This is a genomic window from Streptomyces sp. NPDC096012 (assembly GCF_040426375.1).
In the GTDB taxonomy this organism is placed as follows: Bacteria; Actinomycetota; Actinomycetes; order Streptomycetales; family Streptomycetaceae; genus Streptomyces.
This window is the reverse complement of sequence record NZ_JBEOTD010000002.1, coordinates 267994-294108: the sequence shown is the minus strand read 5'-3', so window position 1 is coordinate 294108 and position 26115 is coordinate 267994. Positions and strand designations below refer to the sequence as shown.

Genomic DNA, 26115 nt, shown 5'->3' with positions numbered 1-26115 from the left:
CATGTCGAAACAAGAGCTCGAGGTGACCGGGCAGGACGCGGGCTGCTGCACGGGACTTTCCGCCGCGCCGCTGGACGAGGCGCAGGCGGCGGGGCCGGCGAAGGCGTTCAAGGCCCTGGGCGACCCGGTCCGGCTCCGGCTGATGTCGATGATCGCCTCGCGCGGTGAGGGCGGCGAGGTCTGCGTGTGCGAGCTGACACCGGCCTTCGACCTGTCCCAGCCGACGATCTCCCATCACCTCAAGCTGCTCCGGCAGGCCGGGCTCATCGACTGCGAGCGTCGCGGAACCTGGGTGTACTACTGGGTGCTGCCCGGCGTCCTGGACCGGCTCGCCGCGTTCCTGACCGCGCCGCAGGCCGCCGGAGCCGGCGCGTGACCGCGCCCCTGGGCCGGCGCGTCGCCGCCGAAGCCGTCGGCACCGGGCTGCTGGTGGCGGTGGTGGTCGGCTCCGGTATCCAGGCCGCCGAGTTGTCGCGCGACGTGGGCGTGCAACTGCTCGCGAACTCCCTCGCCACCGTCTTCGGCCTGGGCGTGCTGATCGCCGTGCTCGGCCCCGTCTCGGGCGCGCACTTCAACCCGGCCGTCACCCTGGCCGCCTGGTTCACCGGCCGCCACAGGGCCGACGGCCTCACCCTGCGGGACGTGGCCGCGTACGTACCCGCACAGATCGCCGGAGCGATCGGTGGGGCGGTCCTGGCCGACGCCATGTTCGCCGAGCCGCTGGTCGAGTGGTCCACGCACGACCGGTCCGACTCCCACCTGTGGCTCGGTGAGGTCGTCGCCACCGCCGGGCTGATCCTGCTGATCTTCGGACTCGAACGCGCCGGCAATGCCTCCCTCGCGCCGGTGGCCGTGGCCTCGTACATCGGCGCCGCCTACTGGTTCACCTCCTCCACCTCCTTCGCGAACCCGGCAGTCACCATCGGCCGGGCCCTCACCGACACCTTCGCCGGAATCGCCCCCGCCTCCGTCGCCCCGTTCATCGCCGCCCAGCTGGCCGGAGCCGTGTTCGGACTGGGGGCCGTCATCGCTCTGTACGGTCCTCCCGCACCCGCACCCGCACCCGCCGCAGACGCGGTCGTCGTCCCGCACGGGGAACCCGGACCCGCCTCCTCCTGATCCGCTCCGCTCTCTCGAAAGACGCCTGCCATGCACACCCCCGCACCGCGCCCCTCGGTCCTGTTCGTCTGCGTCCACAACGCCGGCCGCTCGCAGATGGGCGCCGCGTTCCTGACCCACCTGGGCGGTGACCGGGTCGAGGTCCGCTCGGCCGGCTCCGCCCCCGCCGACGCGGTCAACCCGGCCGTCGTCCAAGCCATGGCGGAGGCCGGCATCGACATCTCCGCCGAGACCCCCAAGGTCCTCACCACCGAGGCGGTGCGCTCCTCGGACGTGGTGATCACGATGGGGTGCGGTGACGCCTGCCCGGTCTTCCCCGGCAAGCGGTACCTGGACTGGCGGCTGGACGACCCGGCGGGCCAGGGAGTCGACGCGGTGCGGCCCATCCGGGACGAGATCGAGCAGCGCGTGCGCGGCCTGCTCACGGAACTCGGCATCCCAACGGCGGCCTGACCGACCGCGTTTGACGTGGGCCCGCCGCCCGGCCGCCTGATCCTGGCGCCCGGAACGGCCGCGCTTCTCCCTGCTCCCCCTGCCTCTGATCAACTTTGCGCTCGGCGTGCTCCGAACCTGCGGCCTCCGTCAGCCGCAAGCTGGCCCGGAGGGTGGTGGCACCTCATCGGACCGCTTCACTGGCCGAGATGGGCGCTCTCCAGTCCATCCGTCAAGTCCGCGGAGCTCCCTGAAGATCTCGCAGCAGAAGTCCAGACCTCCACGGCCCGTCTGGCTCACGCCGAGACAGGCACGTACGAGGAGATCAAAGCGCGGCGAACAATCCTGCAGGTCGCCCTCGCCCGCCACGAGAAGGCGATCCCCACAGCGGGGCGCTCGCCCGACCAGATCATGGCCGAGGCTCGCAGACTCCATAGAGCCGCGCGGGAGGGGTTTCGCGCCCTGCGCGAGGCGGAATTGCGTCTGCCGCCTAGCAAGCTGTGGAGGCTGCTCGCGGGCACCTCGTGGAACGCGCCGATGATGTAGCGATGGGACCCATATGCGAGCGGCTTACGACCGCGCCATCGGGCCCATCCACGGCTGGGGAACATCGTCATGGGGTCACGGCGCGGACCAGGAGCGTTCCGATATGCCCAGGCTGCGGTGCGTCGAGGATCTGCGCGTTGGCCGTGGCAAAGCCGGCCCGGGTGAGCAGGCGCTCCCACACGGCCGGACGGTAGCTGTAGCGGTAGGTGAACATCGCCTTGCCGGCGAAGCCTCCCTTGTACATTCCTTGGGGCCCGTAAGCGCCGGGGATGGCGGGAGGCTGTGAGAAGACGAAAACGCCGCCGGAGTTGAGCCGCTGACGGACGAGGGGGAACAGGCGTCCCGGGTCGGTGAACCAGGCGGCTCCGAAGATCGAGTAGACGGCGTCGTACGCGTCCTCGTTCTCGCCCAGGTACTCCAGGACCTCGGAGCACACGAACTCCGCGCCGGTACCGGCCCACTTCGCGGTGGTCTTCTTGACCATGACGGGAGAGAGGTCAACGCCCCGAGCGGCGATACCGCGCTGCGCGAGGTGGGCGAGGGCGCGGCCGGTGCCGCAGCCGATCTCCAGGACGGAGCGCGGGTCGCCGAGTAGTTCCGGGCCGGGTCCGTGACCGGCGTACTGGGTCCAGCAGAAGCTCGGCTCCGCGTCGTCCTTGAAGGCGGAGGCGGCGTAGGTGTCCCACAGCTCCGTCTCGGCGGCGATGTCGTGTTGTGCGGGCAAGGCGATTCCTCTTCGAAAGGGCTGGCCCCTGTCCTCCGGGGGACCGAGGACAGGGGCCAGGGTAGGACCGTTCAGTGGCTGTCGGGGACCTTGTTGCCACACGGCGAGCAGTCCGTGCCGTCGATCGCCCACAACTCCTCGTCGACGCCGAAGCCGATGGACTTCAGGAAGTCCGCCGTGCGGAGAGGCCGTCGCGGCGGCGCTCGATGAACGGGGCGTGGTGCTTGTAGCGGCCCTCGTTGTACACGGCGCAGAGGGCCCACCACACCGGCGTGTCGAGGATGAGCTGGTGAACACCGATGTCGACGAGCTTGCCGACCCCCAGGTGGACCTCGGGGTGCTCCATGCAGCCGATGGTGTACATGACGACACGCCCATGCAACTGGGCCAGCGTATCCCCGAGTTTTCCATGTCTCCCGGCCGCCAAGTAGCTTCTTGACTCTCACACCGTGTCAGGCGGTCAGCTCGGAGACATCATGTTCACCATCGGAGACTTCGCCCGGCATGGCCGCGTCTCGGTCCGGATGCTGCGTCACTACGACGCGACCGGACTGCTGCGAGCGGCTCACGTCGACCCCGCCAGCGGCTATCGCTACTACACCGCTACCCAGCTCGCCCGCCTCAACCGGATCATCGCGCTCAAAGACCTCGGATTCACTCTCCAACAGGTCCAGGACATCGTGGACGAGAAGGTCAGCCTCGAGGAACTGCGCGGCATGTTGCGGCTGCGGCGGGCCGAACTGGAGACCGCAATGGCTGCCGCAGGAGCACGGCTGATCCAGGTCGAGGCGAGATTCCGAGCGATCGAGAGCGAGGGGCACATGCCCACGAACGACGTCGTCATCAAGAGCGTCCCTTCCGTCCGGGTGGCGGAGCTGACCGCGACCGCCGCGAGCTTCGAGCCCGAGGACATCGGCCCGGTCATCGGACCGCTCTACGACGAGCTGTTCCGGTGCCTGGGCTCAGCGCGTATCACCCCCACGGGCCCCGGCATCGCGTACTACGAGGACGTCCCGGAGGGTGGAGGCAGAATCAGCGTCCACGCCGCCGTCCAGGTCTCCGCCCCTCTCCAGGACGGCACCTTCCGGATCCTCGACCTGCCGACCCTCGACCAGGCAGCGACCACCGTGCACCGCGGTTCGATGGACGCCGTGCTCCCCACCACCCAGGCTCTGGCCCGATGGATCGACGCCCACCACTACCAGTCGACCGGATACCCCCGCGAGATCAACCTGGAGTGCCCGGAAAACCGTGACGACTGGGTGACGGAACTGCAGGCACCGGTGACCCGGGCCTGATCAATCGCGCCCCAGCCTGGCCGGTGATCACGTTCGGGCAGCGGGAGACCGCTGCGGTCTCCCGCTGCCCGACTTCAGCCACGCCGGCAGCCAGAAGCCCGGATGCCAGGAAGCGGACGTATGCAGCCGGCGGGGGCGACCACCGCACGTCGTTCACCCCCAGGGGGCGGTGAAAGTGAGAACGGGGAGACCATCCAATTGACCGGCGAGTACGAGTGTTTCGTATCGTCCGTCTCCGAGTACTGCGCGCCCTTCCGCGAGAACGGTGGAGAGATCGATTTCCGCTCCAGGTTCCCGGTACATCTCCTGTGCTGCACTATCTGAGAACTGGTCGACCGTCACGAGATGGGCTCCGGCGAGCACACGACCGCGCGCTTCCGGATACAGAAGGCTCGTCCGCCTCCCCAAACCGGTGACACCGTGGCGAAGTACATCGCACCCGTCGGCTCCACAGGCTTCGCGCTGTGACTCTTGCTGGTCTCCACCGGCCTGCGACGCGAGGAAGCCCTCGCGCTGACATGGGCGGACGTAGACCTGAGCACGGGGACTCTCCGGGTGCGCCGGAACGTGCAGCGGATCCGGCGAGAACTGATCTTCGGCACCCCCCAAAACCATGAGGTCCACGCGCACGATCTCTCTGCCCCGACGGTGCGTGCAGGCGCTCACGACGCACCGGGAGGCTCAAGAGCAGGGGCGGAAGGCCGCCGGGCGGAAGTGGCAGCCGACTCCGAGGCAGCCGGCGGGGCTCATCTTGGCCACGTCCACGGGCAGGGTGATCGACCCGCGCGGCTTGAACACCGATGCTCACGATCTTGTGCCGCGATGCGAAGGTGCGGCGCGTGCGGGTGCACGACCTGAGGCACACGTGCGCGTCACTGCTCCTGGCGCAGGGTGTCGACGCGCGCACGATCATGGAGACGCTTGGCCACAGCACGATCACGAAGACGCTGGACACCTATGCGCACGTGATGGAAGCACAGGATCTACCGCTGTCCGAAAGACGATCACCCGTTTGCGGGACTTCGGCATACATGGCCCCTTTGGTGACGAGTCTCCCGTCGGCTGCCAGAGCCAGCCGAGCGATCCAACCCCCACACGAAGGAAGTCGACAGTGAGCTTCATTCAGACCGGCAAGATCGACCTGCGGTCCGACAACCCGATCGAGACGACCGGTGGTAACACCTCGACCTTCACGCGCGTCACGTTTCCGACTCCGTTCCCCGCGGGCTCCAACGTCGTCGTCCTGCCTCTGACCCAGACCTTCAACGGCCCGGAGACGCCGGGGATCCGCGTCCATGACGTCACGAACACGGGCTTCCTGATCCGCCTCAACGAGGTGTACGCCGGCGCCACCAAGAGCGATGGCAAGCACACCACCGAAACCATCGGCTGGCTGGCCGCGACCGTCTGACGCACACGCTCCTGCCGGGCACACGAATACCTGCTTCTTCAAGCAGCTCCCAGCAAAAGCCCCCGCGCCTACTGAGGCGGTTGCCGTCAAGCACTGCCGTCAAGGCATAAGCCAGAGGCCCTGTGGATCACTCCACAGGGCCTCTGGCAAGCTGTGCACTCGGCAGGATTCGAACCTGCAACCTTCTGATCCGTAGCTCTAAAAAGACGGGGCGGGGACGGTCATACAGGTCTCGCTCCAGCCTCAGGGGGGCGCTACGGGGTGGGGACGGTTGCTGTGGTTGCTGTATCCGGCTGCTGTACAGCAGGATCCGGGTGGGGGTGAGGGGTATGGAGCGGGAACGACTCGAACGACTGCTGGTCGGCAGCGATGAGGCGTCTGTGGCCGCCCTGGTTGCGCTCCGCTGCGGTGGCTCCTATGTGGTCTGGGACGGGGCTACGTCCGCCGAGTCGCTCACCCGTGTCTATGGACGCAGACTGCTGCACACGCGTCGCCGGGGCATCGAGACCACGGACTTGGAGCGCGCCGTGGAGTTGCTCGGCCGGCATCAGCAGCCGGTTCGCCTGGGGCAGGTTAGGACTGCCGATGGTTCCTGGACGTTCATGCTGTTTCTCACGGGTGACGGCAGCAGGCTGATCGCGTGCACTGGGGTGCGGCGGTCCGAGGTCTGAGCCCCGGCCGACGACAGTCAGCCACGATGGCGGGTGCGTCAACCGATCACGCGCGCGTGTGTAGCGCTGCCCCCACCGGCATCAGCCACGCTGCTCGATCGGCGTCTATCAGAGCAAGCTGCGCCGGCGGAACCGCGGTGATGAGACATTGCGCGGTGACTTCTTCGTCCCGAAGCAACTTGGGCGCTGGTGCTGCCTTGGGCTGATGCGGCTCTCACCTGCGCTGATGGTCCGCTAGCGTTCGCGCTTGTCCGCCAATGTTCGCCAGCGTTGTCACGCAGTTAGACACTCACCATGGCTCCGGCTCACTTCCTGCGGCGCTTGCTCACCCTCTTCTTCGTCTGGGCGCGGCCGTGGACTACTGCGACGCCCCATGGGCTGCGCTATCCCTACGTCGTCCAGAAGTTTGTAGCCGATTCATTCCTCTTCTGTGTTGCGGCGTCAGCCTTGAACTCTACGGCTTCAATATCAGCCGCGAGTTCGACACTCACCTCGTCCCAACGAAATGGAATGCCATCTCTTGGCGGATCGAAAATTTCCCACTGCTTGTCCAGACAAGCTTGGAAGTGCTTTGCTCGCTGGAGTCTATCCTTGATGCTGTGCACATCTCTTACATTTCTCCGCACGCTTGGATCGACGATGGGGGTATCTACGATCATGGCATCCACGTAGCTGAATGACCGCGCGAGCTTACGGTGCAGATAACTTCCGACACTCGTAGGACGATAAGAACCTTCGTCCATGGAGGCGGAAAATACTAGCAGATTATTTTTCACGGCTCTGTCCAGCTGTGCGCCGATTTGCTCCTGAGAAAACCCGGCACTCTGGCCGAATGAGTAGATGCTCGCCGCTGATACTAGGCCCTCACTGCCGGCGCTCTCTGCAACCCTTTGGGAATGGGCGAGTATATTAGGCAGTAGAAAGTGTTCACGACCATCATTGGTAGTGATGTCGAAGATGTTGCAGACTGCGCTAGCCTCAGGGCTAAAATAATCGTAGTCCCCGAATACAATCGCCCGAATAAATTCATGCATGGGAACGTTGTAGACGCGACCCGCGGTTGCAATATCGAGCACCCTTTGAGTGGAAACATATCCACTGCCAATGAAGGTGAAAAGGAACATGAGTGCGTCTCGGGTGTTTCCGGCACTCATGTTGTCGATAAGCGATTTAAGCTCGTCGTCGTATTTGAATGCTTTAATCAGAGCATCCAAATAAGCGACCAAGTCGGCATCGTCGATTGAAAGATTTTCCGGGAATACCCCAGCAGCGCCAGATTCCACGACTTTGGCCCGAGCGTACTCTAGTCGCTTTATGATGACTTGGTCTGTCCGGGCTGGCTCAATGGTGAACATGCGAGTCTGGTAGGCAGCAAGAGTGCCCCGCGAGCGGGATTGAAAGAAGGTGCTTGGCCTGATGGCGACGAAGACTGTTCCCGGCCATGAATCGGCAATCGAATGAGCCGTCTCGAAAATGCTTTCTTGGAACTCCGGAGGGCGCTGATCGATATTATCCAAGATAACAAGTGGAGACCTGCCCGACGTGGCGCGAATGTGCTCCAGGGATCGACGGAGGTGTTCGAACTCCTTTGACAGGTGGCCCGCCAGCATTAGTCGTTCCTGCCTTTTGTATTCGTCCGGATCGGACTCGTCACCGAAGATGGTCCGCTTGAACTTGTTGATCTCCTTGTTGTAGACAGGTTTCACGAAAGTTCTGTCATGAACGTCGATCCCGTGGTGCGATTCCAGCTGATCAGACATTCTCTCTGTGATGTACATGGGGAGATCGTCGACAAAAACAGGCTCTCGCAAAAAGTTCACGTAGAGAATCAGTGAGTTCTTCAGTACGTCCTTGGCGTCGACTCGAATCAAGTGACGCAGAAACATGCTTTTGCCGACCCCTACGTCACCGAGGAGAATAATGGGCCTTCTGCTCAAGGCGGCGGTGACCATGTCGGCTGTGAGTTTCGGGTTCACTCCCTTTTTGGTCGCGGCCTTTTCAGTTCCTCCTGTCACGGCGGAAGCCACAGAAGCATACCGAGCTCTTAGCACCTCCCTGCTCAGCATCGAGTACTGGGAAAGTGCGCCACTTGCACAATAACAGTCCCTTACGAAATCGTCGGAGATCTGCTCCTCTTGTTCTAGGTCTTGGATGAAGAGTTGACCAAGCATCTTCAAATCCGTTTCCAACTCGGTCCGCTTCCGGAATCCGGGATAGTGGGGAATTGAGTTGGCCAATTTTTCCGGCGCAAGCGCCTGGTTCTTCCTTCCAATCAAGTACCTCTGTAGGTTCTTGGTGCTTACCGCAGGCTTCGACAGGTGACCCCAAAGCATATTGAAATCGTCATGCATTTCCTGCAAGGAGCTAAAAACCAGCGCCTCGCCCTTGAGGGGCGCTACCCCATCTTGCCGTGAAGCGAAGAATGCGGCCATTTGGTGCCCGTTGGAGATAATGCCGATCGGCACGCCTCGCTCTTGGCAGTATCCTAGAACTTGGCGAATGGCGTCAGCCGTGCTCTTATCCTCCATTAGCGTGGGAACAGAAACGGCATGCCTGCCAGTGATTCCTGCCGGAAGTGTAAATGGCATCCCCTCTCGCTTCGCTTCTACGATGAACTGCGCCGCCGGTTTACCGACGATGTAATCAACATAAGAGCCATTGTGGTGGTCTTCCGTCGTTGCATCCTGCGTGTGCCAGCCGAGGCAGTTGAAAAGCAAGGCGTCAATCAGCTGAAGCCGAGTAGTGTCCTCGTTAGCTCCGCTGCCAACGGTGGGCGATGAAACAAGCTTCTTGAGCTCATCTTTCGCGCTGGCGTACGGATCCATCCGGCCCCCAATAAGAAAGATTCATGGATCGACCATCCCTGCTTGGTAACAGCATCGCGGAAGTGGGGGTCGGCTGCTACGGGTATGCCGATGTTCGTTCAACTAGTTCAGAGAGACGCCCAAGGTGGGCGGAGCGGGTTTGGCCGGTGGCCTGCCCGGTCTGGGGTCGAGCATGACCAGGGGGCCGTACGCTGGTTGGCAACTCGGGCAGGCTTTCAGCCTGCCCGCACTGTGCACGGGTGGCCCCCTGGTCTTGCTCGACGCGGGCCCCGGACCGGGGAGGTGGCTGAAGCCGTGGAGCCGACCGCCCCAGCCACGACGTACCCCTTCTCTGGCATCAGGTGACTGACTGCTGTGCGCGCGGCACGGGCGCCGGCCGGGCTGGAGCGGGGCGGAGACAGGAGCGCAGGCCCGGCCGGCGCCCGGGCCGCGCGCGGGGAGCGGAGCGAGCCGCCTTGAACCAGTAGAGAAAGTTGTAACTCAGTCGGTCGCGTGGGCCTTGAAACGGTATGCGCACGCCGGTAGTTCGGTGCCCTGTCGGTGGGCCAGCGGCAGGAAGATCACCGGTCGGATGGTCCACGTGATCCGGGTCCTGGCGTGGGTGACAGACACCGTGCACGGCTCGGCACGCAGCAGGGCTCGTCGGGTCTCGATGCGGCCCTCGTACAGCCACTCCCAGGCCTCATCGGAGGCATCCGCGTCCAGTGCCGGTGAGATCGTGCGGAGTACGACCGCTACCCAACGGTCCGCCTGCGGCGCGGAGTAGGCGTCGAAGGATGCCAGCAGTGCCGGCGGCCACTCCTCGATCAGGTCCTCGGTCCAGCACTCGCACCAGTAGCCCCGCTGCGGTGTTGTCATCAGCACGGGCGGCCTCCCCGCCGGGCGTCCGCGAACAGCTCCGCGGTGACCGTGTGACCCTGGTCGCTGTCGTGGACGACGACTCGGTGAGCGATGACGCTGACCATGCCCAGGCCCCGGCCGTGCTCGGCGTCCTGGTCCTGGTGCTCGACCTTCGGGGCCGTTCCCGTACCGCCGTCGTCCGTGACCGAAACCGCCACCACCTGAGCGGACACCGCGACGGCCAGGTGGAAACTGCCGTACTCCCGGCCGCTCGCGGTGTGGAGGATCGCGTTCGCGCTCAGCTCGCTCACGATCAGTTCGGCGTCGTCGGCTAAAGGGGAGCCGCGCAGGATGTCACGGGTCCATCGGCGGGCCCGGCTCACCTCTTCCGGGAATCCTGGGCAACTCAGCCCCCAGACCCGGGCCTCACTCGTATACTCGTGCATACAAGTTCCTTTACGCTGGTAGGCCGCCATGTGCAGCGGGTTCGGGCTAGACGAGTTTCACGCCGTCGTGGGCGCGGATGGCCGGCGGGGTCGTCGCGTCGAGTGCGTCCAGGACGCGGATCGAGTACGCCTCGTCGGCAAGCTCGGTGACCTCTTCGCGGGTGGCCCAGCGCAGCGCGCGGGTCTCGTCACCGGTGGTGGGCACACCGTCGGCGGCTTCACAGCGGAAGACCAGCGAGACGATCAGGCCCGTCATGTTCTTGTAAACGCCGGTCAGAGTCGCGGGAAGCGCGATCTTGATGCCGGTCTCTTCGAGGACTTCGCGCTGAAGGGCCTCCGGGATGGTCTCCTCGCGTTCGAGGATGCCGCCCGGCGGCTCCCAGTGGCCGTTGTCCCGGCGCTGGATCAGGAGGGCCCGGCCCTGGTCGTCCACGACGACCCCGGCGACGCTCACGGAGTGCGGGCGTTCAGTGCTCACGTTCCTCGGCCCTCTCGGCTGGCTAGGCTCTCCACCGTAGCAACAGAACTCGCCCACTCGTCTAGATACCTAAAGGAGTACTCACGTGAGCCCTCTTCCTTCGGGCCTCCTCGGTGATCTCGACCCCACGAGCGATCGTGCGGTCTTCCGGCAGATCGCCGACCAGCTCCGCGAGGCCATCGACCGTGGGCGATTCCGCGAGGGCGAGAAGCTGCCCTCCGAAGCCGAGCTGGTCGAGCACTACGGAGTCTCCCGGATGACCGTGCGGAACTCCTTCTCTGTCCTCACCGGTGAGGGCCTGGTGCACGCCGAGCACGGCAAGGGCGTCTTCGTCCGGCCGCGCCCCCCCGTGCGCCGGCTCGCCTCCGACCGGTTCGCCCGGCGTCACCGCGAGCAGGGCAAGTCCGCCTTCATCGTGGAGGCCGACGCCGCAGGCAGCCATCCCACGGTCGACAGCCTTGAAGTCAAGGAAGAGAAGGCGAGCCAGGACATCTCCACCCGGCTCGGGTCGGTGCGGCGCGTCCTCGCTCGTCGGCGCCGGTATCTCCTCGACGGGCGGCCGGTCGAGTTCGCGACCTCCTACCTCCCGCTCGACATCGCCCGCGGCACTCCTATCGCCGAGCCCAACCCAGGTCCCGGCGGCATCTACGCCCGCCTCGAAGAACTGGGGCACCACCTCGACCACTTCGAGGAAGAGATCCGCGCCCGCATGCCCTCGCCCGCAGAGGTGAAGCTCCTGCATCTGGCGGCCGGCGTGCCCGTCATCCACCTGATCCGGACCGCCTTCGACACCGAGGGACGTGCCGTCGAGGTCTGCGACACGGTCATGGCGGCGGACGCGTACGTCCTGTCGTACCAGCTCCCGGCGACCTGATCCCGGGAGCGGCGGTAGTGCGCGGGGACGCTCCTCCGAACTCGTACACACCGACACGCTTACTCGTATAGACGAGTGGGCAAGTTGTGTGGCAGGGTGATCCGCGTGATCCCGGAGATCGGGCTCGCAGATCGACTCTTGTATAGACGAGTAGATAGGGGTAGTACCTTGCGCACCATCCGCGTTGAGACCTCCGCCGCGACGATCCTCCTCACGGAGGCTCCGGAGCCGAAGGTCCGTGACCGGCAGACCGGCGAGATCGCCAAGGACGCGACCAGCGGCGAGGCGCTGATGACCATCGGCGTCGTCTACATCGAGGACGGTGAGTCGTCGCTCATCAAGGTCACCGTTCCCGAGGGTGGCGTCTCCGAGGGCCTGATCCTCGGCTCGCCGGTGTCGCTGCCCGGCCTCTTCGCCCGGCCGTGGGAGTCCGTCTTCAACGGCCAGCAGCGCCACGGCATCGCCTACCGCGCTGCCGCTGTCACTCCGGCCGCCTTCCCGGCCACGACCGGGGCCGCGGCCTGATGTCCGACCTGACGACGCTTCTCGAAGTGGGTGGTCCTGTCGCCGCACTCGGCGGCGGGGCCGCCTACGCCCGGGCCAAGCACCCGGCGGCGTACTGGTCCACGGTCGGCCTCCCGGTGTCCACGGTCCGACTGCTCAGCTCGTACGGCTCGGTCATGGAGGCATGCGGCCTGACCGTGGCGCCCTCCCGGCTGCGGGTCCTCGCCGTCAAGGCCATGACCCAGCGCGAAGTGCGGCCCGTGCCACCGCGCCGGGGCATCATCCGACCCACCACGACCGGACTGCGCATCCGTCTCCGCCTGGCACCGGGCCAGGAACCCGCCGACTTCGCGGCCTCCGCCGAGCGACTGCGGCACGCCTGGGGCGTCCACGCCGTCTACGTCACCACTGTCAAGCCGGGAGTCGTCGACCTGCGGCTCGTCGGCTACGACGTCTTACGGCGGGTGCGCATGCCTCGCAAGGCCGCGCACGGCCCCCTCAAAGTGCCGGTCGCCCTGCGAGAGGACGCCACACCCTTCGTCCGGGACTACCGCACCATCCCCCACCAACTCACCCTCGGCGCCACCCTGTCCGGCAAGTCCATGTACCTGCGGCATCTGGTCGCCGGACTCGCTCCTCAGTCCGTCGCCCTGGTCGGCATCGACTGCAAGCGGGGCGTCGAACTCGCCCCCTTCGCACCCCGGCTCTCGGCGCTGGCCACCGATCCGGAACAGGCGGCCGAGCTGCTGCCCGTACTGGTCAACGAGATGGAGGACCGGTACGACCTGATCAAGGCCCGGCAGAGCATCGCCCCTGGCACTCCGAACGAGGAGATCACCTCCGACATCTGGGGCCTGCCCGACCACGAACGCCCGGTGCCCGTCGTCCTGTTCGTGGATGAGGTCGCTGAACTTTTCCTCGTCGCGACCAAGAAGGACGAGGAACGCCGCGACGAGATGGTCACCCAGCTCATCCGACTCGCCCAGCTCGGCCGCGCCGCCGGCATCTACCTGGAGGTCTGCGGGCAGCGCTTCGGCGCTGAACTCGGCAAGGGCGCCACCATGCTCCGCGCCCAGCTCACCGGCCGCGTCTGCCACCGCGTCAATGACGAGGCCTCCGCGAAGATGGCCCTCGGCGACATCGCTCCGGAGGCTGTCCAGGCAGCCTGTTCCATCGCTCCCGAACGGCCCGGCCTGGCCGTAGCGGGCGACACCTCCGGCGGCTGGTCCCGCATCCGCACGCCGTACCTCTCCCTCGGGGACGCTGCCGAGACCTGCCGCGAGTCGGCCCACCTGGTGCCCGACCTGCCCGCGCTGAAGCCCTTCCGGCCCGACGTACCCGTGCGCCCGGTCGAGACCGCGGCCCCGGTCTTCCTCCCCCGCCCGGTCACCGACTGATCTCCTCTGCTCGACTCCGGAAGGAGCCGCATCATGCGCGCCCGCTTGGCCCGCGTCGACGCGGTGCTCGTCCAGGCGCTCATCGCCGCCGCACTGTCCTTCGCCCACCTGCACGACGTCGCCGTGGCGGCCGGACAGGACGGCTGGAAGGCCTGGGCCTACCCCGTCTCCGTCGACCTGCTGCTCGTCGCCGCCTGGCGCCGACTGCGCTCCGGTACGACCAAGACGGCGGCCTGGTGCTGGTTCGTCGTCGCACTCACCGCATCCCTCGGCGCCAACGTCGCCACCGCCGGCCTCCTCGACCTCGGCAACGTCCCGGCCTGGCTGCGCATCCTCGTCGCGGGCTGGCCCGCCGTCGCCTTCCTCGGCGGCACCCTCCTCGCGCACACCGCGCCGAAGACGGGCCCCGATGCAGAGGTCATCGAAGACCAGGAGGACGAGCCCGAAACCGCGCCCGAACCGCCCGCCCAACCCGCCATCGAAGCACCGCCGCAACCCCCACCCATACCCGTGCCGTCCGCCCTGGTCGCCCACGCCCGCAAGGTCGCCGCCGAGCACCACGCCCGGACCGGCACCCCGATCGACACCCCGACCCTGCGCGCTCGCCTCGGCGTCCCGGTGCCCATGGCCGAAGCCATCGCCGCCCACCTCTGAGAGGAGATCCATGGCCGCCAACCGCAGCTTCCGCAACGTCACCCGCATCGGCCCCGTCCAGGTCGGCACCGCCTACGACAACCGAGGCCGCGAGAAGCACACCGCCGCCTGCACCGCCCCGCGTTGCGGCTTCTCCGCCGACTACGACAGCCGGGCCGCCGCCGAACTGGCCGCCCGCACCCATCGCTGCCCCGCCCGTTGAGAGGACCCGGACCACCGTGACCGTCAGCCTGCCGCTCGTCGTCGTCCTCGGCTTCTTCGCCTGGGGAGCGATCAAGTTCCTCGGCGTCCGCACCTGGATCGTCGTCCTGATCGCCCTGTTCGGCTTCTGGCTCTCGCACACCTTCCTCGCTCCCGCCATCGAGTCCGGCACGCGGTCCGGCGTGGGCGTCGTAAACGGCTCACATGACTAGACGAGTAGGTAAGGAGAGTTCCGCCGTGTTCCTGCCCAAGTACCCGGACAACCCGACCCCGCCGCCGGTGCACACGCACGCCCCGACCGACCCGGCTCCCGCCCGACGCGCCCTGCCGTCGATCTCCATCGACCAGAAGACGGTCGCGGCCGTGGTCGTCGCGGGCGTGGTCCTCACCGCGCTCCTGGCCGCCGTCGCCGTCACGGCCATCTCTGTAGCCATCGCCGCCGTGGTCCTGCGCTCGCTGCTCCACGAGCACAAGCGGCGCTGAGGCGCCCAGACCTCCGGGGCGGCGAGACACGGCCAAGCATCCGCCGCCCCGGAGGCCCATCCCTCCCGACAGTGCCCGTCAGAAGGAGACCGCCATCTTCGCCCGCACCACCCCGCCGCCACTCCCGGAACTCAGCAACCTCGCCGCCGACGGCACCCTGCCGGGTATCCTCCGTCAGCTCTCCGGGCTCGGCGGCTGCACGCACCCCATCCGGCTGGACGGCCACCGCACCGAGTACGACGTCGACACCACGACCGGCGAGATCGGCCGCATCCTCCAGCACCTCGACTCGACCGCCCTCCCGGCCGGCCAGCTCCTCGTCCGCTGCAACAACCGCCGGACCACCCGCTGTCCGGCCTGCGCCGAGGTCTACCGCCGCGACACCTTCCACCTGATCACCGCCGGACTGCGCGGCGGCAAGGGCACCCCGGAACACGTCGCCGCCCACCCGCGCGTCTTCGCCACCTTCACCGCCCCCGGCTTCGGCCCGGTCCACAACCGCCGCACAGACGGCCGTCCCTGCCGCTGCGGCGCCCACCACGGCCAGGACGACGACGCCCTTGGCACACCGCTCGACCCGGACACCTACGACTACGAAGCGGCTGTGCTCTGGAACGCGCACGCCGGACAGCTCTGGCGGCGCTTCTCCATCTACCTCCGCCGAGAGGCCGCCAAGCGTGCGGGCCTGTCACAGCGCCACTTCCGCCAGCACGCCCGAGTCTCGTTCGCCAAGGTCGCCGAGTACCAGAAGCGCGGAGCCGTCCACTTCCATGCCGTCATCCGCCTCGACGGCCCCGGCGGCGGTGACACTCCGCCCCCGGCCTGGGCGACCGCCGAACTGCTCACGGACGCCATCGAGGCCGCCGCCGCCAAGGTCCGCGTCGACGGCCCGGTCATCGACGGCCGTGCGCACACCTTCGCCTTCGGCCGACAGCTCGACGTCCGCACCATCCGCTCGGCCGACTTCAACGGCGGCCAGGAGCTGACCGAGCGGGCAGTCGCGGCCTACATCGCCAAGTACGCCACCAAGGGCGCCGAGACCGCCACGGGAGCTCTCGACCGCCCGCTCAAGTTCGCCGCCGAACTCGCCCAGCTCGACATCAGCGAGCACGCCCGCCGCCTGATCCGAACGGCCTGGGCCCTCGGCGCCCGCAAGAACCTGGAACACCTTCGCCTGCGTGCCTGGGCCCACATGCTCGGGTTCCGCGGCCACTTCTCCACCAAGTCCCGCTGCTACTCCACCACCCTCGGTGCCCTCCGCGACGCCCGCGCCGCATGGCGCCGAGCCCAAGCCGCAGCAGCCAACGGACCGGAGACCGAGACGACGTACGTCCTCGCGCACTGGGTCTTCGCCGGCACCGGCCTGTCCGATGCCGAAGCCTGGCTGGCCGCATCTCTCGAACCCGCACCCGGAACCGAAGGGGAGCCCACCGCATGACCACGGTGACCGTCACCCGTAAGTGGCACACCACGGCCGAAGTCGCCGAGATGCTCGGCTTCGGCCTCTCCAAGACCAAGGCGCTCGTCCTGAGCGGTGAGATCCGGTCCGTGAAGATCGGCCGCAACCGCCGCATCCTCCCGGCCTGGGTCGACGAGTACGTGAACCGCTGCGCCTCCGAGGCCGGGGAGTGGGCGGCATGAGCGGAAAGCGGGCCAACGGCGAGGGGTCCATCTACCCGTACAAGAACGGCTTCGCGGCCTACGCCTGGGTCACGACGCCGGACGGCGACCGCAAGCGCAAGTACGTGTACGGCAAGACCCGCGAGGAGACCCACGAGAAGTGGATCAGGCTTCACAGTGACGCCAGCAAGGGCCCGGTGCAGACCCGGCACCGCACGGTTCAGGCGTTCCTGTCCTACTGGCTCGAGTCGATCGTGAAGCCCAACCTCGCTCCGCTGTCGTACGTGTCGTACGAGGGCTCGGTGCGGCTCTACATCAATCCGCACCTCGGTGGGAAGCGGCTCGACAAGCTGACCGTCCGCGACGTGCGGGAGTGGCTGACCAAGCTGGCCGGCATCTGCCAGTGCTGCGCCCAGGGCAAGGACGCCAAGCGGGACAAGGCACGTCAGCGCTGCTGTGCCGTCGGGGAGTGCTGCGAGGCCTACCCGTCTCGGCGGGTCGTCCAGGCGGCCCGTGATGCCCTGCGCGCCGCGCTCACCCACGCCGTGACCGAGGAGGAGATCAACAAGAACGTGGCTTCCCTGGTGAAGGTGCCCAAGCCTCGTCGCCGCCGGATCAAGCCCTGGTCCGTCGTCGAGGCGGGGCGCTTCCTCGCCGATTCGCTCGCTCGGGAAGATCCGCTCTTCGCCGCCTGGGTCCTGGTCCTCTGCCTCGGTCTGCGGCGTGGTGAGGCCTTGGGCCTGACCTGGAAGTCGATCGATTTCGAGTCCGGCGAGCTGTACGTGGATCACCAGATCCAGCGTGCGGGGCGACAGATCCTCCACCGGGAGACCAAGACAGAGGAGTCCGATGATTTCCTTCCGCTCCCCGAATTCTGCCTCCGGGCGCTCCGGATGCGGCGTGCCCAGCAGACCGGGGACCGGAAGGCTGCCGGTGAGCTGTGGCAGGACACTCGCGGTCTGATCTTCACCACCAAGTACGGGACCCCGATCGAGCCGGGCAACCTCACCCGCATGTTCGCCCTGCGGGCCCGGCGCGCCGGCCTCCGGGTGATCCCGCTCCGGAACACCCGCCACACATGCAGCTCGCTCCTCGTCGCCCTGAAGGTGCACCCGAAGGTGGCCCAGCGGATCCTGCGGCACTCTCAGATCGCCATGACGATGGAGGTCTACGCCGAAGCCAGCGAGGAAGAGGTGCGAGCCGCACTCCGCAAGCTGTCCGAAGCCATGGGTGGTACCGGCTGAGGCGGTTGCTGTACTTCGCTGCTGTACGCCCCTGAAACGCAAGAGGCCCCGGAGTGATCCGGGGCCTCTAACCTGTGTGCACTCGGCAGGATTCGAACCTGCAACCTTCTGATCCGTAGTCAGATGCTCTATCCGTTAAGCTACGAGTGCTTGTTTTCTTGTTTTTCGTCTCCGGTCCCGGCCCTTCCGGCCCGCTCTCGGCGACAGGAAGAACATTACATGACTGCCGCCGTCATGTGAAATCCGATAGGCACACCCCTTGTGACCTGCGGAAACGACCAGAGTGGGCCCCAGAGGCCGGGCGGCGGGGTGCGCCTGGGAACGCCGAAGCCCCGGTCCTGGGGACCGGGGCTTCGGGATCGGTGCGGAGGCGGAGGGATTTGAACCCTCGATGGGCTGTAAGACCCAAACCGCATTAGCAGTGCGGCGCCATAGACCGGACTAGGCGACGCCTCCAGCACAACCGCTCACGCGAGCGCGCGAGTGGTGCGTGCAGATGATGACACAGTCGGGTGCGGTGTCACCAATCGCCCCCCACGGTACTAGGCAGTCGGGGCGCAGGGCAAAGGCCTTCCCCTGGCGAGGCGTGGTGTCGGGGGCGCCGTGGCCGGAGGAAGAGAGAGAGATCGGCAGGGCTCGGCTCGGGGGCGTCGTGACCGCTCGGACGATCTGGGCCGCAGGGGTGACGGGGGCCCGGGACCGCCTGGGCCGCAGGAGTGACGGGTCGCGGAGCCGCCCTGGGGGCAGGTGCGACGGGGTCGCGGGGCGGATGGGCCCGGGTCGCGGGGCGGATGGGCCCGGCGGGACGGGGCGGGAAGCGGGAGGGGGGTGTGGCGCAACGTCCGGGGGCCGGAGGCGTTGGACAGGGCATGGATTCTGTTCTGCCGGCCGCCGGGCGACGCCTCCTGGTGTCGTCCCTCGCCGCCGTAGCCTCCCTCGTCCCGCTCACCGCCGTACCCGCCATGGCGGCCGGTGCCATGCCGCCGCCCGTCCGGCCCGAGGACCGGGCCCCGCAGCGGCACGCCGATCAGCGCGGCGATCACCTCACCGTCGTCGTCCGGCACGCCGGGGCCGGGCGGGACGGGACGTACGACGTGGCGTGTCATCCCGATGCGGGCCGTCACCCGGACGTGGCCGGGGCCTGCCGCACGCTCGACACGCACACCCGCTGGGGCCGGGACCCCTTCGCCCCGGTGCCTGCCGGCAGCAACTGCACCATGCTCTACGGCGGACCGGCCACCGCCCATGTCACCGGTACCTGGGCCGGACGCCCCGTCGACGCCACCTACAGCCGCAGCGACGGATGCGAGATCGGGCGGTGGGACCGAATGGTGCCCCTCCTGCCGAAAGTGGCGGCGTCCGCGTAGGTGCCGAGGAGCTGCAGAGGTTCTGCGGCCCGGGAGTTCCAGGGGTCCGGGAGTTCCGCGGGCCCGGGAGTTCCGGCGCCGGAGAGTGCCAGGGGCCTCGAGTTCCGCGGGCCGGGGGTTCCAGGGGCCGGAGAGTTCCAGGGACCCGGGAGTTCCGGGTCCTGCGTGCGAGTGGGCCGGGCGGCACGGGCAGCAGGCGCAACCGACGTACGCGGCGGAGTGGCGTCCACTGCGGAGCGGCATACGCGGCGGGCTGACGGACCCGCCGGACTGACGTACACGGCGAACCGACGCGCAGCCCGGAGTGACGTACACGGCGGGACGGCGCTCCACCGGAATGACGTACACGGCGAACCGACACGCAGCCCGGAGTGACGTACACGGCGGGACGGCGCTCCACCGGAATGACGTACACGGCGGACCGGTGCACACGACCGAGTGGCGTGCGGGGCCGGCGTCGTCGCTGCGGGACGCGTCCAGGACGGAAGTCGGCGGACGAGCCGCGCGGGGATCGGCGGACGCGCTCGGGCGGGATCCGCGAACGCCGCCCGGTCATCCGCGGACGCCACCCGTGGACTTGGCAGGTGCCCAGGCGACATCGGCAGGTGCCCCGGCTGGATCAGCAGGTGCCCCGGCGACATGGGCAGGTGCCCCGGCGACATGGGCAGGTGCCCCGGTGGGATCGCAGGCGCACCGGCAGGATCGGCAGGCGTCCCGACGACCTCGGCGGGCGCCCGGCAGGATCGGCGTCAGTCGGCCGGCGTAATCAACGGTGCGGTAAAGGTCCGGCGAAGGTCTCGGGGAGCCGGGCATGCGGTCACGCGTTCGTTGTCACTTCCACGTGGGACCTCCCTCTCATCCGGCGCCGCGGGCGCGACCCATGCGCTTAGACTCCCTCGCGTGACACGTCGCGGGCCGGTTGGCAAGATGGCCCGAGCGGTCGGCAAGGTGCGGTAACAGGAGGGAAGCGTCTCGTGAGCAGCAGGCCATCCCGAGGCGCTGCTCGCCTCGCAGCCATACTCGACGCGCTGCCGGACGCGTTGGTCCTGGTCAACGCCAACGGCACGGTCGTCAACGCCAACACCATCGCGCTGGAGGCCTTCGAGGCGCCGGGCACCGCGCTCGTGGGGCGCGGGCTGCTCGATCTGCTGCCGCAGTTCGACTCCCGGCTCATCCCCGGATCCATGCGGCGGCCCGACCACATGGATCCGGCCGGGCGGACCAAGCCGACCCGGATGATCGCGCGGCGCACCGACGGGACCGAGTTCCCGGTCGAGGTCACGAGCGCGAACCTGGAGAACGGACAGCAGGCGTACGACGGTTACGGCTACACCGGCGACGAACTGCTGATGCTGGTCGTGCGGGACCTGTCCGGAACCGTCGACACCGAGGCGGAGCTGGCCCGCTCGCAGCGGCAGACCGAGATGATCCTGCGCGCCGCCTCGGAGGGTGTCGTCGGGACGGACACCGACGGGCGGATCGTGCTCGTCAACCCGGCCGCCGCCCAGATACTGGGATACCGGGCGGGTGAGCTGGGCGGCAAGGAGCTGCACACCCTCGTGCTGCACTCCCGTGCCGACGGCTCCCCCTTCCCCTACGAGGAGTCCCCGCTCGCCGACACCCTGCGCTCCGGGCGCAAGCACCGGGTGCGCGGGCAGGTGCTGTGGTCCAAGGGCGAGGAGAAGGTCTCGGTCGACCTGACCACCGCTCCGGTGCGCGACGGCGACCAGCTCGTCGGCGCCGTCATGACCTTCACCGACCGCCGGCCCTACGACGGCCTCGCCGAGGAGAAGGCCGCGCTGGAGGCCGCCCACGCCGAAGAGGTGGAGCGGCTCTCCGAGGAGCACGCCTCCGACCTGACCGCGCTGCGCCAGCAGCACGTCACCGAGCTGGAGGAACTCCGCGAGAAGCACGCGGAGGAGCTGGGCGCAGGCGAGGACCGGTACGCGGCGCTCGCCGAGCGGGAGAAGGACCGCTACGAGGCGCTCGCCGGGCGGCACGAGCAGTTGCTCACGCTGCTCGGGCAGTCGCTGCGCGGACCCCTGGACGAGCTGCGGCGCGAGCTGTCCGCGCTCGCGGCCGATGACGCGGGCCAGCTGTGGCCCGAGGCCAACCAGGTGCTGCACCACCTGTCCGCCGGGTACTCGCGGATCACCACCCTGATCGACAACGTCCTCGGCTACCAGCGGCTGGACACCGGCATCGAGGACATCACCCGTACGAAGGTGATGCTGGACGCCGTCGTCGCCGCCGGTGTCGACGGGGCCGTCGAGCTGATCGGGCCGGGGCGCGTGCAGTTCGCCGTGCACGCCCCGCCCATCGAGGCCGAGGTGGACCCGCAGCGTCTCGCCGGCGCGCTCGCGCACCTGATCGCGGATGTGGCCGGCGTCGACGCGACCGGCAACGCGCCCGTCTCCGCGGGCGGTTACATGGACAACACCGTCGTGGTCGCCGCCGCACAGCGCGGCGAGGTCGCACGGATCGAGGTGCGCGGACCGTACGCCGGTGGGGACCCGGTGCACGAGCCGATCGTGCGCGGCATCGTGCGCGCCCACGGCGGGGTGCTCCAGACCCACGAGGTGCCGGGCATGAGCGGCAGCGCGTACGTGCTCGAAGTACCCCTGGGCGGTGGCGCCGGGGCGGTCGCCGCCCAGCTCGGCACTCAGATCGCCGTGGCGGGCCCCGCACAGGGCGTGGACACCGGCGCGGTGTCGGTGGAGGAGACCGGTGCGGGTGAGCCGGACGCCGGCGGTACCGGCGGCGGACGGCGGCGGGCCCGGCGGTCCTCCACGGACGCCTTCCTGGACGGCGACGTGACCGGTGCGGTCGAGGCCACCGGTGAGGCGGAGGCGACCACGCCGACCGGACGGCGCCGCCGGCGGGCCGGCGCGCCCACCGAGGAGGCCGCTGTGGCGATCCCGGCCGAGCGCGCGGAGGCCGCGTCCGGTGGCACCGTCGCGTCCGGTGGCACCGGCCGCCGTCGTGGCCGGCCCGCCGCGGGTGACGGCGTCGGTGCCGGTGCCGGCGCTGATGACGGCGACGGTGCCGGTGGCGGAGCGGGTGTCGCCGAGGGTGCCGTGATGACCGCCGCCGAGCATGCGGCCGGAGCCGCCGCCTCCGGTACGGGCCTCGGCGGCACCGTGCCCCCGCAGGGCGTGCCCGCGCCCGGCGGCCACCGCGGCCGCCACGACTCCGGCGCCCCGCAGGCCGCCCTGCCGCCCGCCCTGCCGGCGGCAGGCAGCGGGACGACGCCGGGGGCGGTTGCCGTGCACGGGGCCCAGGGTCTTTCGGGTGCGCAGGCGAACCCCGGTGCGGCGGCCGACGCGGCCGAGGGCACGCAGCCGACCGGGCGGCGCCGTCGTGCGCTGGCCGCCGCGGCGGAGCGTGCCGCGGCTACGGCGGCGGAAGCGGGCGGCGCGCGCACGGTCTTCGCCCTGCCACCGGCCGAGGCCGACCGCCGGCCGCAGGCGGCGGACGTCCACGCGGGCGCACACGTGACGGACGGGCATGCGGGCGTGGACACGCACGTGAACGCGCACACCGCTGCGGCACCGAACGGGGTGGCCGCGCCGGGAGCGCCCGGAGCGCCGGGTGCACCTGCGGGGCCGGGTGCGTTCGCGGGACCCGGTGCGCCGGTGGGGCCGGGTTCGCCCGCGGGTACCGGTGCCCAAGGACAGGCGCAGGCCGCCGCCGGGCAGGTGCCCGATGCCGCTCCCAGTCCCGGTGCCGTTCCCGGCCCTCATGCGGTCGCCGGTCCTGGCGCCGTTCCGGGCCCTCACGCAGTCGCCGGTCCTCACGCGGTCGCCGGTCCTCATGCCGCCGCCGGACCCATGGCCGCATCCGGCCCCGGTGCCCCCGCCGGACCCGGCCCCGCCACCGGACCGGAAGCGCGGGCCGTGCCTGGACACGGGCAGCTACCCGGACACCGGCCGGTGCCGGGACAGGGACCGGTGGCAGGACAGGGGCCGGTCCCCGGACAGCCCCAGGTTCCTGGACAGGCACAGGTTTCCGGATACGCCCAGGTGCCCGGACAGGCCCAGGTGCCCGGACAGGCCCAGGTGCCCGGACAGGCCCAGGTGCCCGGACAGGCCCAGGTGCCCGGACAGGCTCAGATGCCCGTGCCCGTGCCGGGCGCCGGTGAGGGCGTACGCGGTGACGGCGGCCGGCATGACGCCGTACCGCTCGATCAGGCCGGGGACCACACTCCGCCGCAGGCGCATCCCACCACCGCTCCCACCGGTCGGCGCCGCCGGGCCGTGGCTCAGCCGGCCGGGAGCGCGCAGGCCGTCGTACCGGGTGCCGCGCCCGGGGAGGCGGCCGCTGCCGCACAGGCCGTGCCGGCTGCGGGGCACCCCGCTCCGGCAGCCACGCACTCGCCCGGTTCCGGGCAGGCGGCCCGAGCCGTTCCGGTTCCGGCCGCGGGCGGTCAGGGCGGTCAGGGCGGTCAGGGCGCGGCCGTACCGCCGGCTCCCGGTCAGGGGAGCGCCACACACGGGATCCCCGCGCAGGCCACGGCCGGGCAGGGCGTCCCCGGCCAGGCCGCCCCCGCCGGTTCCACCGCCCCCCTCGCGGCCCCCGCCACGCCCGCCGGGCAGACGCACGCCGCGGCCCCGGTGACCGCCCAGGCGGGGCCCGGCGCCCAGCCCGGTGCTGTCGCACCCGGTCCTGTCGTGCCCGGTCCTGTCGTGGCCGGCCCGCAGGTGGCCATCCCCCATCCCTCAGCTCCCGCGGTTCCCGCACAGAACACCGCCGCCCAGGCCGTACCGGCGGCCGCCGGCCCGGTGCAGCAGGCCGCCGGGACGCGGCAGGCGCCCGCCGCGCAGCCCGTCACCCCGCCCGGCGGCACCCCGGTGGCGCCCCCGGTCGCACAGCCGCTGCCGACCGAGTCCGCGAGCGGCCAGGTGCCGGCCACCGGCACCGCCCCCGCGGCCACCGTCCCCCAGCAGTGGCCCGGTGCCGACGACACCTCCGGTGCGGGCACGTCCGTACCGCCGCAGAACCCGCCCGGTACGCCCGCGCCCGGTACCCCGTTGCCCGGGGAGCACGCCGGTGCGCGGCCGCAGCGGGCCGCGCAGCCCCTGCCCGCGGAGTCCTCGGCAGCCCCGGCCGACCCGAACTCGACGCAGGGCCGGGCCATCAGCGTCCGGACGCTCGGGCAGGGCGTGCCGTTCGCACGGCAGGCCGCGCAGGTGCAGCAGCCGACGGCGACTCCGCCCCCGCACACGCCGGGTGGTTCCGGCCGCCGGCGCAAGCTCGGCACGCCCCCGGACCCGGCCACCCGCGTCGAGGCGCAGCCGGAACCGGCGGGCCGGCCGCACCCGCCTGCCGAACCCGCGCCCGCACAGCCCTCGCTCGGCGGCCAGACCTCGGTGGCGCAGCCGACGCCGACCGGGCAGACCCGGATCGGCACGGGCACCGAGGGGGCGGGACGGTCGTACGCCATAGGCGCCCCGGGGCCCGACGCCGCCGAGGGGCCCGAGCCGCTGGACGGTCCCGGTGGGGCCGTCGAGGTCTCCGACACCCCGCGGCCGCAGCCGCTGGACGACGAGCTGCCCCCGGAGCCGCTGGACAACCCGCGCCGGCTGCTGGTGTGGCCGGCGCCGGACGTGACGACGCAGCAGGCGCTCAGCGATCGTGGCTACCGGCCCGTCATCGTGCACTCGCGCGAAGAGGTGGACGCGCAGATCGCGGCCTTCCCCGCCGCGCTGTTCGTCGATCCGCTGACCGGGCCCATCACGCGTACGGCGCTCCAGTCGCTGCGCCAGGCCGCCGTGGCCGCCGAGGTGCCGGTGCTGGTCACGGCCGGGCTCGGGCAGGCGACGCGCGAGGCGGCGTACGGCGCCGACCCCGCGGTGCTGCTGAAGGCGCTCGCGCCCCGGGACAGCGAGCAGCATCCGCCGCGGGTGCTGCTCATCGAGGAGCACGCGGAGATCTCGCTGGCCCTGACCTCGACGCTGGAGCGGCGCGGGATGCAGGTGGCGCGGGCCGCGAACGACGACGACGCGGTGACGCTGGCGGGGCAGTTCCGGCCGAACCTCGTGGTGATGGACCTGATGCGGGTGCACCGGCGGCGGCCCGGGATCGTGGACTGGCTGCGGGCGAACGGGCAGCTCAACCGCACCCCGCTCGTCGTCTACACCGCAGCCGTCGACCCGGCCGACCTGCCCCGGCTGGCCTCGGGCGAGACCGTGCTGTTCCTCGCCGAGCGGTCCACCAGCGCCGAGGTGCAGGCGCGGATCGTGGACCTGCTGGCCCGGATCGGCACGAACTGACCGGGCCTGCGTGAACTGACCGGACCCGCGCGAACTGACCGGCGTCCGCGTCCGCATGGCGCGCGGGCGCCTCAGGGGGCGACGAGTCTGCGGGCCGCCTCCTTGATGGAGGCCCGCAGGCGGTCGCGGTCGGGGTCCTGCGCGCCCGCGAGGATGCGCCCCATCTGGGGGACGACGGCGGTCCAGTTGGCGAGGGCGACCAGCAGGAACAGCAGGTCGCCGGGCGGGATCGCGTCGGTGATCACGCCGCGCGCCTGGCCGTCGGCGAGGGCGGCGACCTTGCGGGCGTAGTGCTCCTGGCGCTGCGCCTCGTCGGGCAGCTCGGCGGTGCCGTACTCGACGCCCTCCCAGAAGAGCAGGCGCAGCAGTTCGGGGTGGGTGGCGTGGTAGTCGAGGAGGCGGTCGACCCAGCCCTCGATGTCGTCGGGGTCGACGGGGACCGAGGCCGCCAGGTCGACCATGCAGGTGCCGAGGACCTGCGTGAACAGTTCGGCCTTGTTGCCGAAGTAGGCGTAGATCAGCTGCTTGTTGGCCTTGGCAGTGGCGGCGATGCGGTCGATCCGGGCGCCCGCGATGCCGTGCCGGGCGAACTCGGCGATCGCCGCGTCGAAGATGCGGGCCTTGGTGGCCTCGGGGTCCCTCACTGCTGGCATACGCACAGATTAGGGCCGGGGGAGGGCGGTAACCAACTATTTGGTTGACGGGGAAC

Annotated in this window: 25 protein-coding genes, 2 tRNA genes and 1 pseudogene; 19 read left to right on the top strand and 9 right to left on the bottom strand. The window is 69.6% G+C overall.

Annotated elements, in window-relative coordinates; genetic code table 11:
* The first annotated feature begins 1 nt into the window (after position 1).
* From ABVB68_RS03730 to ABVB68_RS03720, 3 genes are read left to right on the top strand one after another with little or no spacing between them, the layout of a single operon-like run.
* A complete protein-coding gene (locus tag ABVB68_RS03730; protein WP_353599380.1) occupies positions 2 to 376 on the top strand; it encodes an ArsR/SmtB family transcription factor in 375 nt (124 codons plus the stop codon).
* Entirely contained in the window at positions 373 to 1119 is a 747-nt protein-coding gene (locus ABVB68_RS03725; protein ID WP_353599379.1) for an aquaporin, read from the top strand. Before ABVB68_RS03730 ends, ABVB68_RS03725 begins: the two co-directional genes overlap by 4 nt.
* Before the next feature lie 30 nt (positions 1120 to 1149).
* Positions 1150 to 1572 carry an arsenate reductase ArsC gene (locus ABVB68_RS03720; RefSeq protein ID WP_353599378.1) on the top strand — a complete coding sequence of 141 codons (423 nt, stop codon included), beginning with the start codon at positions 1150 to 1152 and terminating at the stop codon, positions 1570 to 1572.
* A gap of 592 nt (positions 1573 to 2164) precedes the next feature.
* On the opposite strand, the gene ABVB68_RS03715 is transcribed toward ABVB68_RS03720, so the two are convergent.
* Positions 2165 to 2821: a class I SAM-dependent methyltransferase gene (locus tag ABVB68_RS03715; protein WP_353599377.1), complete on the bottom strand. Its 657-nt coding sequence runs from the start codon at positions 2819 to 2821 to the stop codon at positions 2165 to 2167.
* 71 nt (positions 2822 to 2892) lie between these two features.
* Positions 2893 to 3197, bottom strand: a pseudogene (locus tag ABVB68_RS03710) (hypothetical protein); the annotation flags it as partial.
* A 100-nt stretch (positions 3198 to 3297) separates the two neighbouring features.
* Between ABVB68_RS03710 and ABVB68_RS03705 the strand changes: the two are divergent.
* From ABVB68_RS03705 to ABVB68_RS03690, 4 genes are all read left to right on the top strand, one after another.
* Positions 3298 to 4119 (top strand): MerR family transcriptional regulator, encoded by an 822-nt coding sequence (locus tag ABVB68_RS03705; protein WP_353599376.1) that lies wholly within the window; start codon positions 3298 to 3300, stop codon positions 4117 to 4119.
* Positions 4120 to 4919: 800 nt separating this feature from the next.
* Entirely contained in the window at positions 4920 to 5234 is a 315-nt protein-coding gene (locus ABVB68_RS03700; protein ID WP_353599375.1) for a tyrosine-type recombinase/integrase, read from the top strand.
* Positions 5231 to 5530: a hypothetical protein gene (locus ABVB68_RS03695; RefSeq protein ID WP_353599374.1), complete on the top strand. Its 300-nt coding sequence runs from the start codon at positions 5231 to 5233 to the stop codon at positions 5528 to 5530. Before ABVB68_RS03700 ends, ABVB68_RS03695 begins: the two co-directional genes overlap by 4 nt.
* Positions 5531 to 5859: 329 nt before the next feature.
* Positions 5860 to 6201 (top strand): hypothetical protein, encoded by a 342-nt coding sequence (locus ABVB68_RS03690; protein ID WP_353599373.1) that lies wholly within the window; start codon positions 5860 to 5862, stop codon positions 6199 to 6201.
* Positions 6202 to 6590: 389 nt separating this feature from the next.
* Here the strand turns inward: ABVB68_RS03690 and ABVB68_RS03685 are convergent, their stop codons facing one another.
* From ABVB68_RS03685 to ABVB68_RS03670, 4 genes are all read right to left on the bottom strand, one after another.
* Positions 6591 to 9026, bottom strand: a complete 2436-nt coding sequence (locus tag ABVB68_RS03685) for a hypothetical protein (RefSeq protein ID WP_353599372.1) — start codon at positions 9024 to 9026, stop codon at positions 6591 to 6593.
* A 480-nt stretch (positions 9027 to 9506) separates the two neighbouring features.
* Complete coding sequence (locus tag ABVB68_RS03680) at positions 9507 to 9884, bottom strand: hypothetical protein (RefSeq protein ID WP_353599474.1); 378 nt, start codon at positions 9882 to 9884, stop codon at positions 9507 to 9509.
* Positions 9884 to 10312, bottom strand: a complete 429-nt coding sequence (locus tag ABVB68_RS03675; protein WP_353599371.1) for an ATP-binding protein — start codon at positions 10310 to 10312, stop codon at positions 9884 to 9886. The genes ABVB68_RS03680 and ABVB68_RS03675 overlap by 1 nt, the downstream gene beginning before the upstream one ends.
* A 46-nt stretch (positions 10313 to 10358) precedes the next feature.
* On the bottom strand, positions 10359 to 10766 hold the full coding sequence (locus ABVB68_RS03670; RefSeq protein WP_263280133.1) for an NUDIX hydrolase: 408 nt from the start codon (positions 10764 to 10766) through the stop codon (positions 10359 to 10361).
* A gap of 109 nt (positions 10767 to 10875) precedes the next feature.
* Here ABVB68_RS03670 and ABVB68_RS03665 point away from each other — a divergent pair, with 109 nt between their 5' ends.
* The 10 genes from ABVB68_RS03665 to ABVB68_RS03620 all read left to right on the top strand — a co-directional run bounded on the left by ABVB68_RS03665 (position 10876) and on the right by ABVB68_RS03620 (position 17767).
* Entirely contained in the window at positions 10876 to 11664 is a 789-nt protein-coding gene (locus ABVB68_RS03665; protein ID WP_053710568.1) for a GntR family transcriptional regulator, read from the top strand.
* Positions 11665 to 11832: 168 nt separating this feature from the next.
* On the top strand, positions 11833 to 12189 hold the full coding sequence (locus tag ABVB68_RS03660) for an SCO3933 family regulatory protein (protein WP_353599370.1): 357 nt from the start codon (positions 11833 to 11835) through the stop codon (positions 12187 to 12189).
* Positions 12189 to 13565 carry an FtsK/SpoIIIE domain-containing protein gene (locus tag ABVB68_RS03655; protein ID WP_353599369.1) on the top strand — a complete coding sequence of 459 codons (1377 nt, stop codon included), beginning with the start codon at positions 12189 to 12191 and terminating at the stop codon, positions 13563 to 13565. The genes ABVB68_RS03660 and ABVB68_RS03655 overlap by 1 nt, the downstream gene beginning before the upstream one ends.
* Before the next feature lie 33 nt (positions 13566 to 13598).
* Positions 13599 to 14219 carry a DUF2637 domain-containing protein gene (locus ABVB68_RS03650; RefSeq protein ID WP_353599368.1) on the top strand — a complete coding sequence of 207 codons (621 nt, stop codon included), beginning with the start codon at positions 13599 to 13601 and terminating at the stop codon, positions 14217 to 14219.
* 10 nt (positions 14220 to 14229) lie between these two features.
* Positions 14230 to 14421 (top strand): mobile element transfer protein, encoded by a 192-nt coding sequence (locus tag ABVB68_RS03645; protein ID WP_101417899.1) that lies wholly within the window; start codon positions 14230 to 14232, stop codon positions 14419 to 14421.
* 16 nt (positions 14422 to 14437) lie between these two features.
* Positions 14438 to 14632 carry a hypothetical protein gene (locus tag ABVB68_RS03640; protein WP_020940615.1) on the top strand — a complete coding sequence of 65 codons (195 nt, stop codon included), beginning with the start codon at positions 14438 to 14440 and terminating at the stop codon, positions 14630 to 14632.
* A 25-nt stretch (positions 14633 to 14657) separates the two neighbouring features.
* Entirely contained in the window at positions 14658 to 14903 is a 246-nt protein-coding gene (locus ABVB68_RS03635; RefSeq protein ID WP_353599473.1) for a SpdD protein, read from the top strand.
* Between the two features lie 157 nt (positions 14904 to 15060).
* Positions 15061 to 16341, top strand: a complete 1281-nt coding sequence (locus ABVB68_RS03630; protein ID WP_353599472.1) for a replication initiator — start codon at positions 15061 to 15063, stop codon at positions 16339 to 16341.
* Complete coding sequence (locus ABVB68_RS03625) at positions 16338 to 16544, top strand: helix-turn-helix domain-containing protein (protein WP_353599367.1); 207 nt, start codon at positions 16338 to 16340, stop codon at positions 16542 to 16544. Before ABVB68_RS03630 ends, ABVB68_RS03625 begins: the two co-directional genes overlap by 4 nt.
* Positions 16541 to 17767, top strand: a complete 1227-nt coding sequence (locus ABVB68_RS03620; protein WP_503006010.1) for a tyrosine-type recombinase/integrase — start codon at positions 16541 to 16543, stop codon at positions 17765 to 17767. Before ABVB68_RS03625 ends, ABVB68_RS03620 begins: the two co-directional genes overlap by 4 nt.
* 77 nt (positions 17768 to 17844) lie before the next feature.
* Here ABVB68_RS03620 and ABVB68_RS03615 read toward each other — a convergent pair.
* Together ABVB68_RS03615 and ABVB68_RS03610 are read right to left on the bottom strand one after the other, a co-directional pair.
* Positions 17845 to 17917 (bottom strand) — tRNA-Arg (locus ABVB68_RS03615).
* A gap of 215 nt (positions 17918 to 18132) precedes the next feature.
* A tRNA-Ser gene (locus ABVB68_RS03610) sits at positions 18133 to 18223 on the bottom strand.
* 413 nt (positions 18224 to 18636) lie between these two features.
* Between ABVB68_RS03610 and ABVB68_RS03605 the strand changes: the two genes are divergently transcribed.
* Entirely contained in the window at positions 18637 to 19134 is a 498-nt protein-coding gene (locus ABVB68_RS03605; protein WP_353599365.1) for an SSI family serine proteinase inhibitor, read from the top strand.
* A gap of 974 nt (positions 19135 to 20108) precedes the next feature.
* The gene (locus ABVB68_RS03600) at positions 20109 to 25406 is read left to right on the top strand and encodes a PAS domain-containing protein (RefSeq protein ID WP_353599364.1); all 5298 of its coding nucleotides are present in this window, start codon (positions 20109 to 20111) and stop codon (positions 25404 to 25406) included.
* A 71-nt stretch (positions 25407 to 25477) separates the two neighbouring features.
* Here the strand turns inward: ABVB68_RS03600 and ABVB68_RS03595 are convergent, their stop codons facing one another.
* A complete protein-coding gene (locus ABVB68_RS03595; RefSeq protein ID WP_353599363.1) occupies positions 25478 to 26059 on the bottom strand; it encodes a TetR/AcrR family transcriptional regulator in 582 nt (193 codons plus the stop codon).
* Positions 26060 to 26115: the final 56 nt, after the last annotated feature.

Bases quoted from the DNA above. Each gene is read 5' to 3' on its own strand.
- ABVB68_RS03730 (WP_353599380.1), top strand. From the start codon at position 2: ATGTCGAAACAAGAGCTCGAGGTGACCGGGCAGGACGCGGGCTGCTGC.
- ABVB68_RS03720 (WP_353599378.1), top strand. From the start codon at position 1,150: ATGCACACCCCCGCACCGCGCCCCTCGGTCCTGTTCGTCTGCGTCCAC.
- ABVB68_RS03705 (WP_353599376.1), top strand. From the start codon at position 3,298: ATGTTCACCATCGGAGACTTCGCCCGGCATGGCCGCGTCTCGGTCCGG.
- ABVB68_RS03700 (WP_353599375.1), top strand. From the start codon at position 4,920: ATGCTCACGATCTTGTGCCGCGATGCGAAGGTGCGGCGCGTGCGGGTG.
- ABVB68_RS03690 (WP_353599373.1), top strand. From the start codon at position 5,860: ATGGAGCGGGAACGACTCGAACGACTGCTGGTCGGCAGCGATGAGGCG.
- ABVB68_RS03685 (WP_353599372.1), bottom strand. From the start codon at position 9,026: ATGGATCCGTACGCCAGCGCGAAAGATGAGCTCAAGAAGCTTGTTTCA.
- ABVB68_RS03680 (WP_353599474.1), bottom strand. From the start codon at position 9,884: ATGACAACACCGCAGCGGGGCTACTGGTGCGAGTGCTGGACCGAGGAC.
- ABVB68_RS03675 (WP_353599371.1), bottom strand. From the start codon at position 10,312: ATGCACGAGTATACGAGTGAGGCCCGGGTCTGGGGGCTGAGTTGCCCA.
- ABVB68_RS03655 (WP_353599369.1), top strand. From the start codon at position 12,189: ATGTCCGACCTGACGACGCTTCTCGAAGTGGGTGGTCCTGTCGCCGCA.
- ABVB68_RS03650 (WP_353599368.1), top strand. From the start codon at position 13,599: ATGCGCGCCCGCTTGGCCCGCGTCGACGCGGTGCTCGTCCAGGCGCTC.
- ABVB68_RS03645 (WP_101417899.1), top strand. From the start codon at position 14,230: ATGGCCGCCAACCGCAGCTTCCGCAACGTCACCCGCATCGGCCCCGTC.
- ABVB68_RS03625 (WP_353599367.1), top strand. From the start codon at position 16,338: ATGACCACGGTGACCGTCACCCGTAAGTGGCACACCACGGCCGAAGTC.
- ABVB68_RS03620 (WP_503006010.1), top strand. From the start codon at position 16,541: ATGAGCGGAAAGCGGGCCAACGGCGAGGGGTCCATCTACCCGTACAAG.
- ABVB68_RS03605 (WP_353599365.1), top strand. From the start codon at position 18,637: ATGGATTCTGTTCTGCCGGCCGCCGGGCGACGCCTCCTGGTGTCGTCC.
- ABVB68_RS03595 (WP_353599363.1), bottom strand. From the start codon at position 26,059: ATGCCAGCAGTGAGGGACCCCGAGGCCACCAAGGCCCGCATCTTCGAC.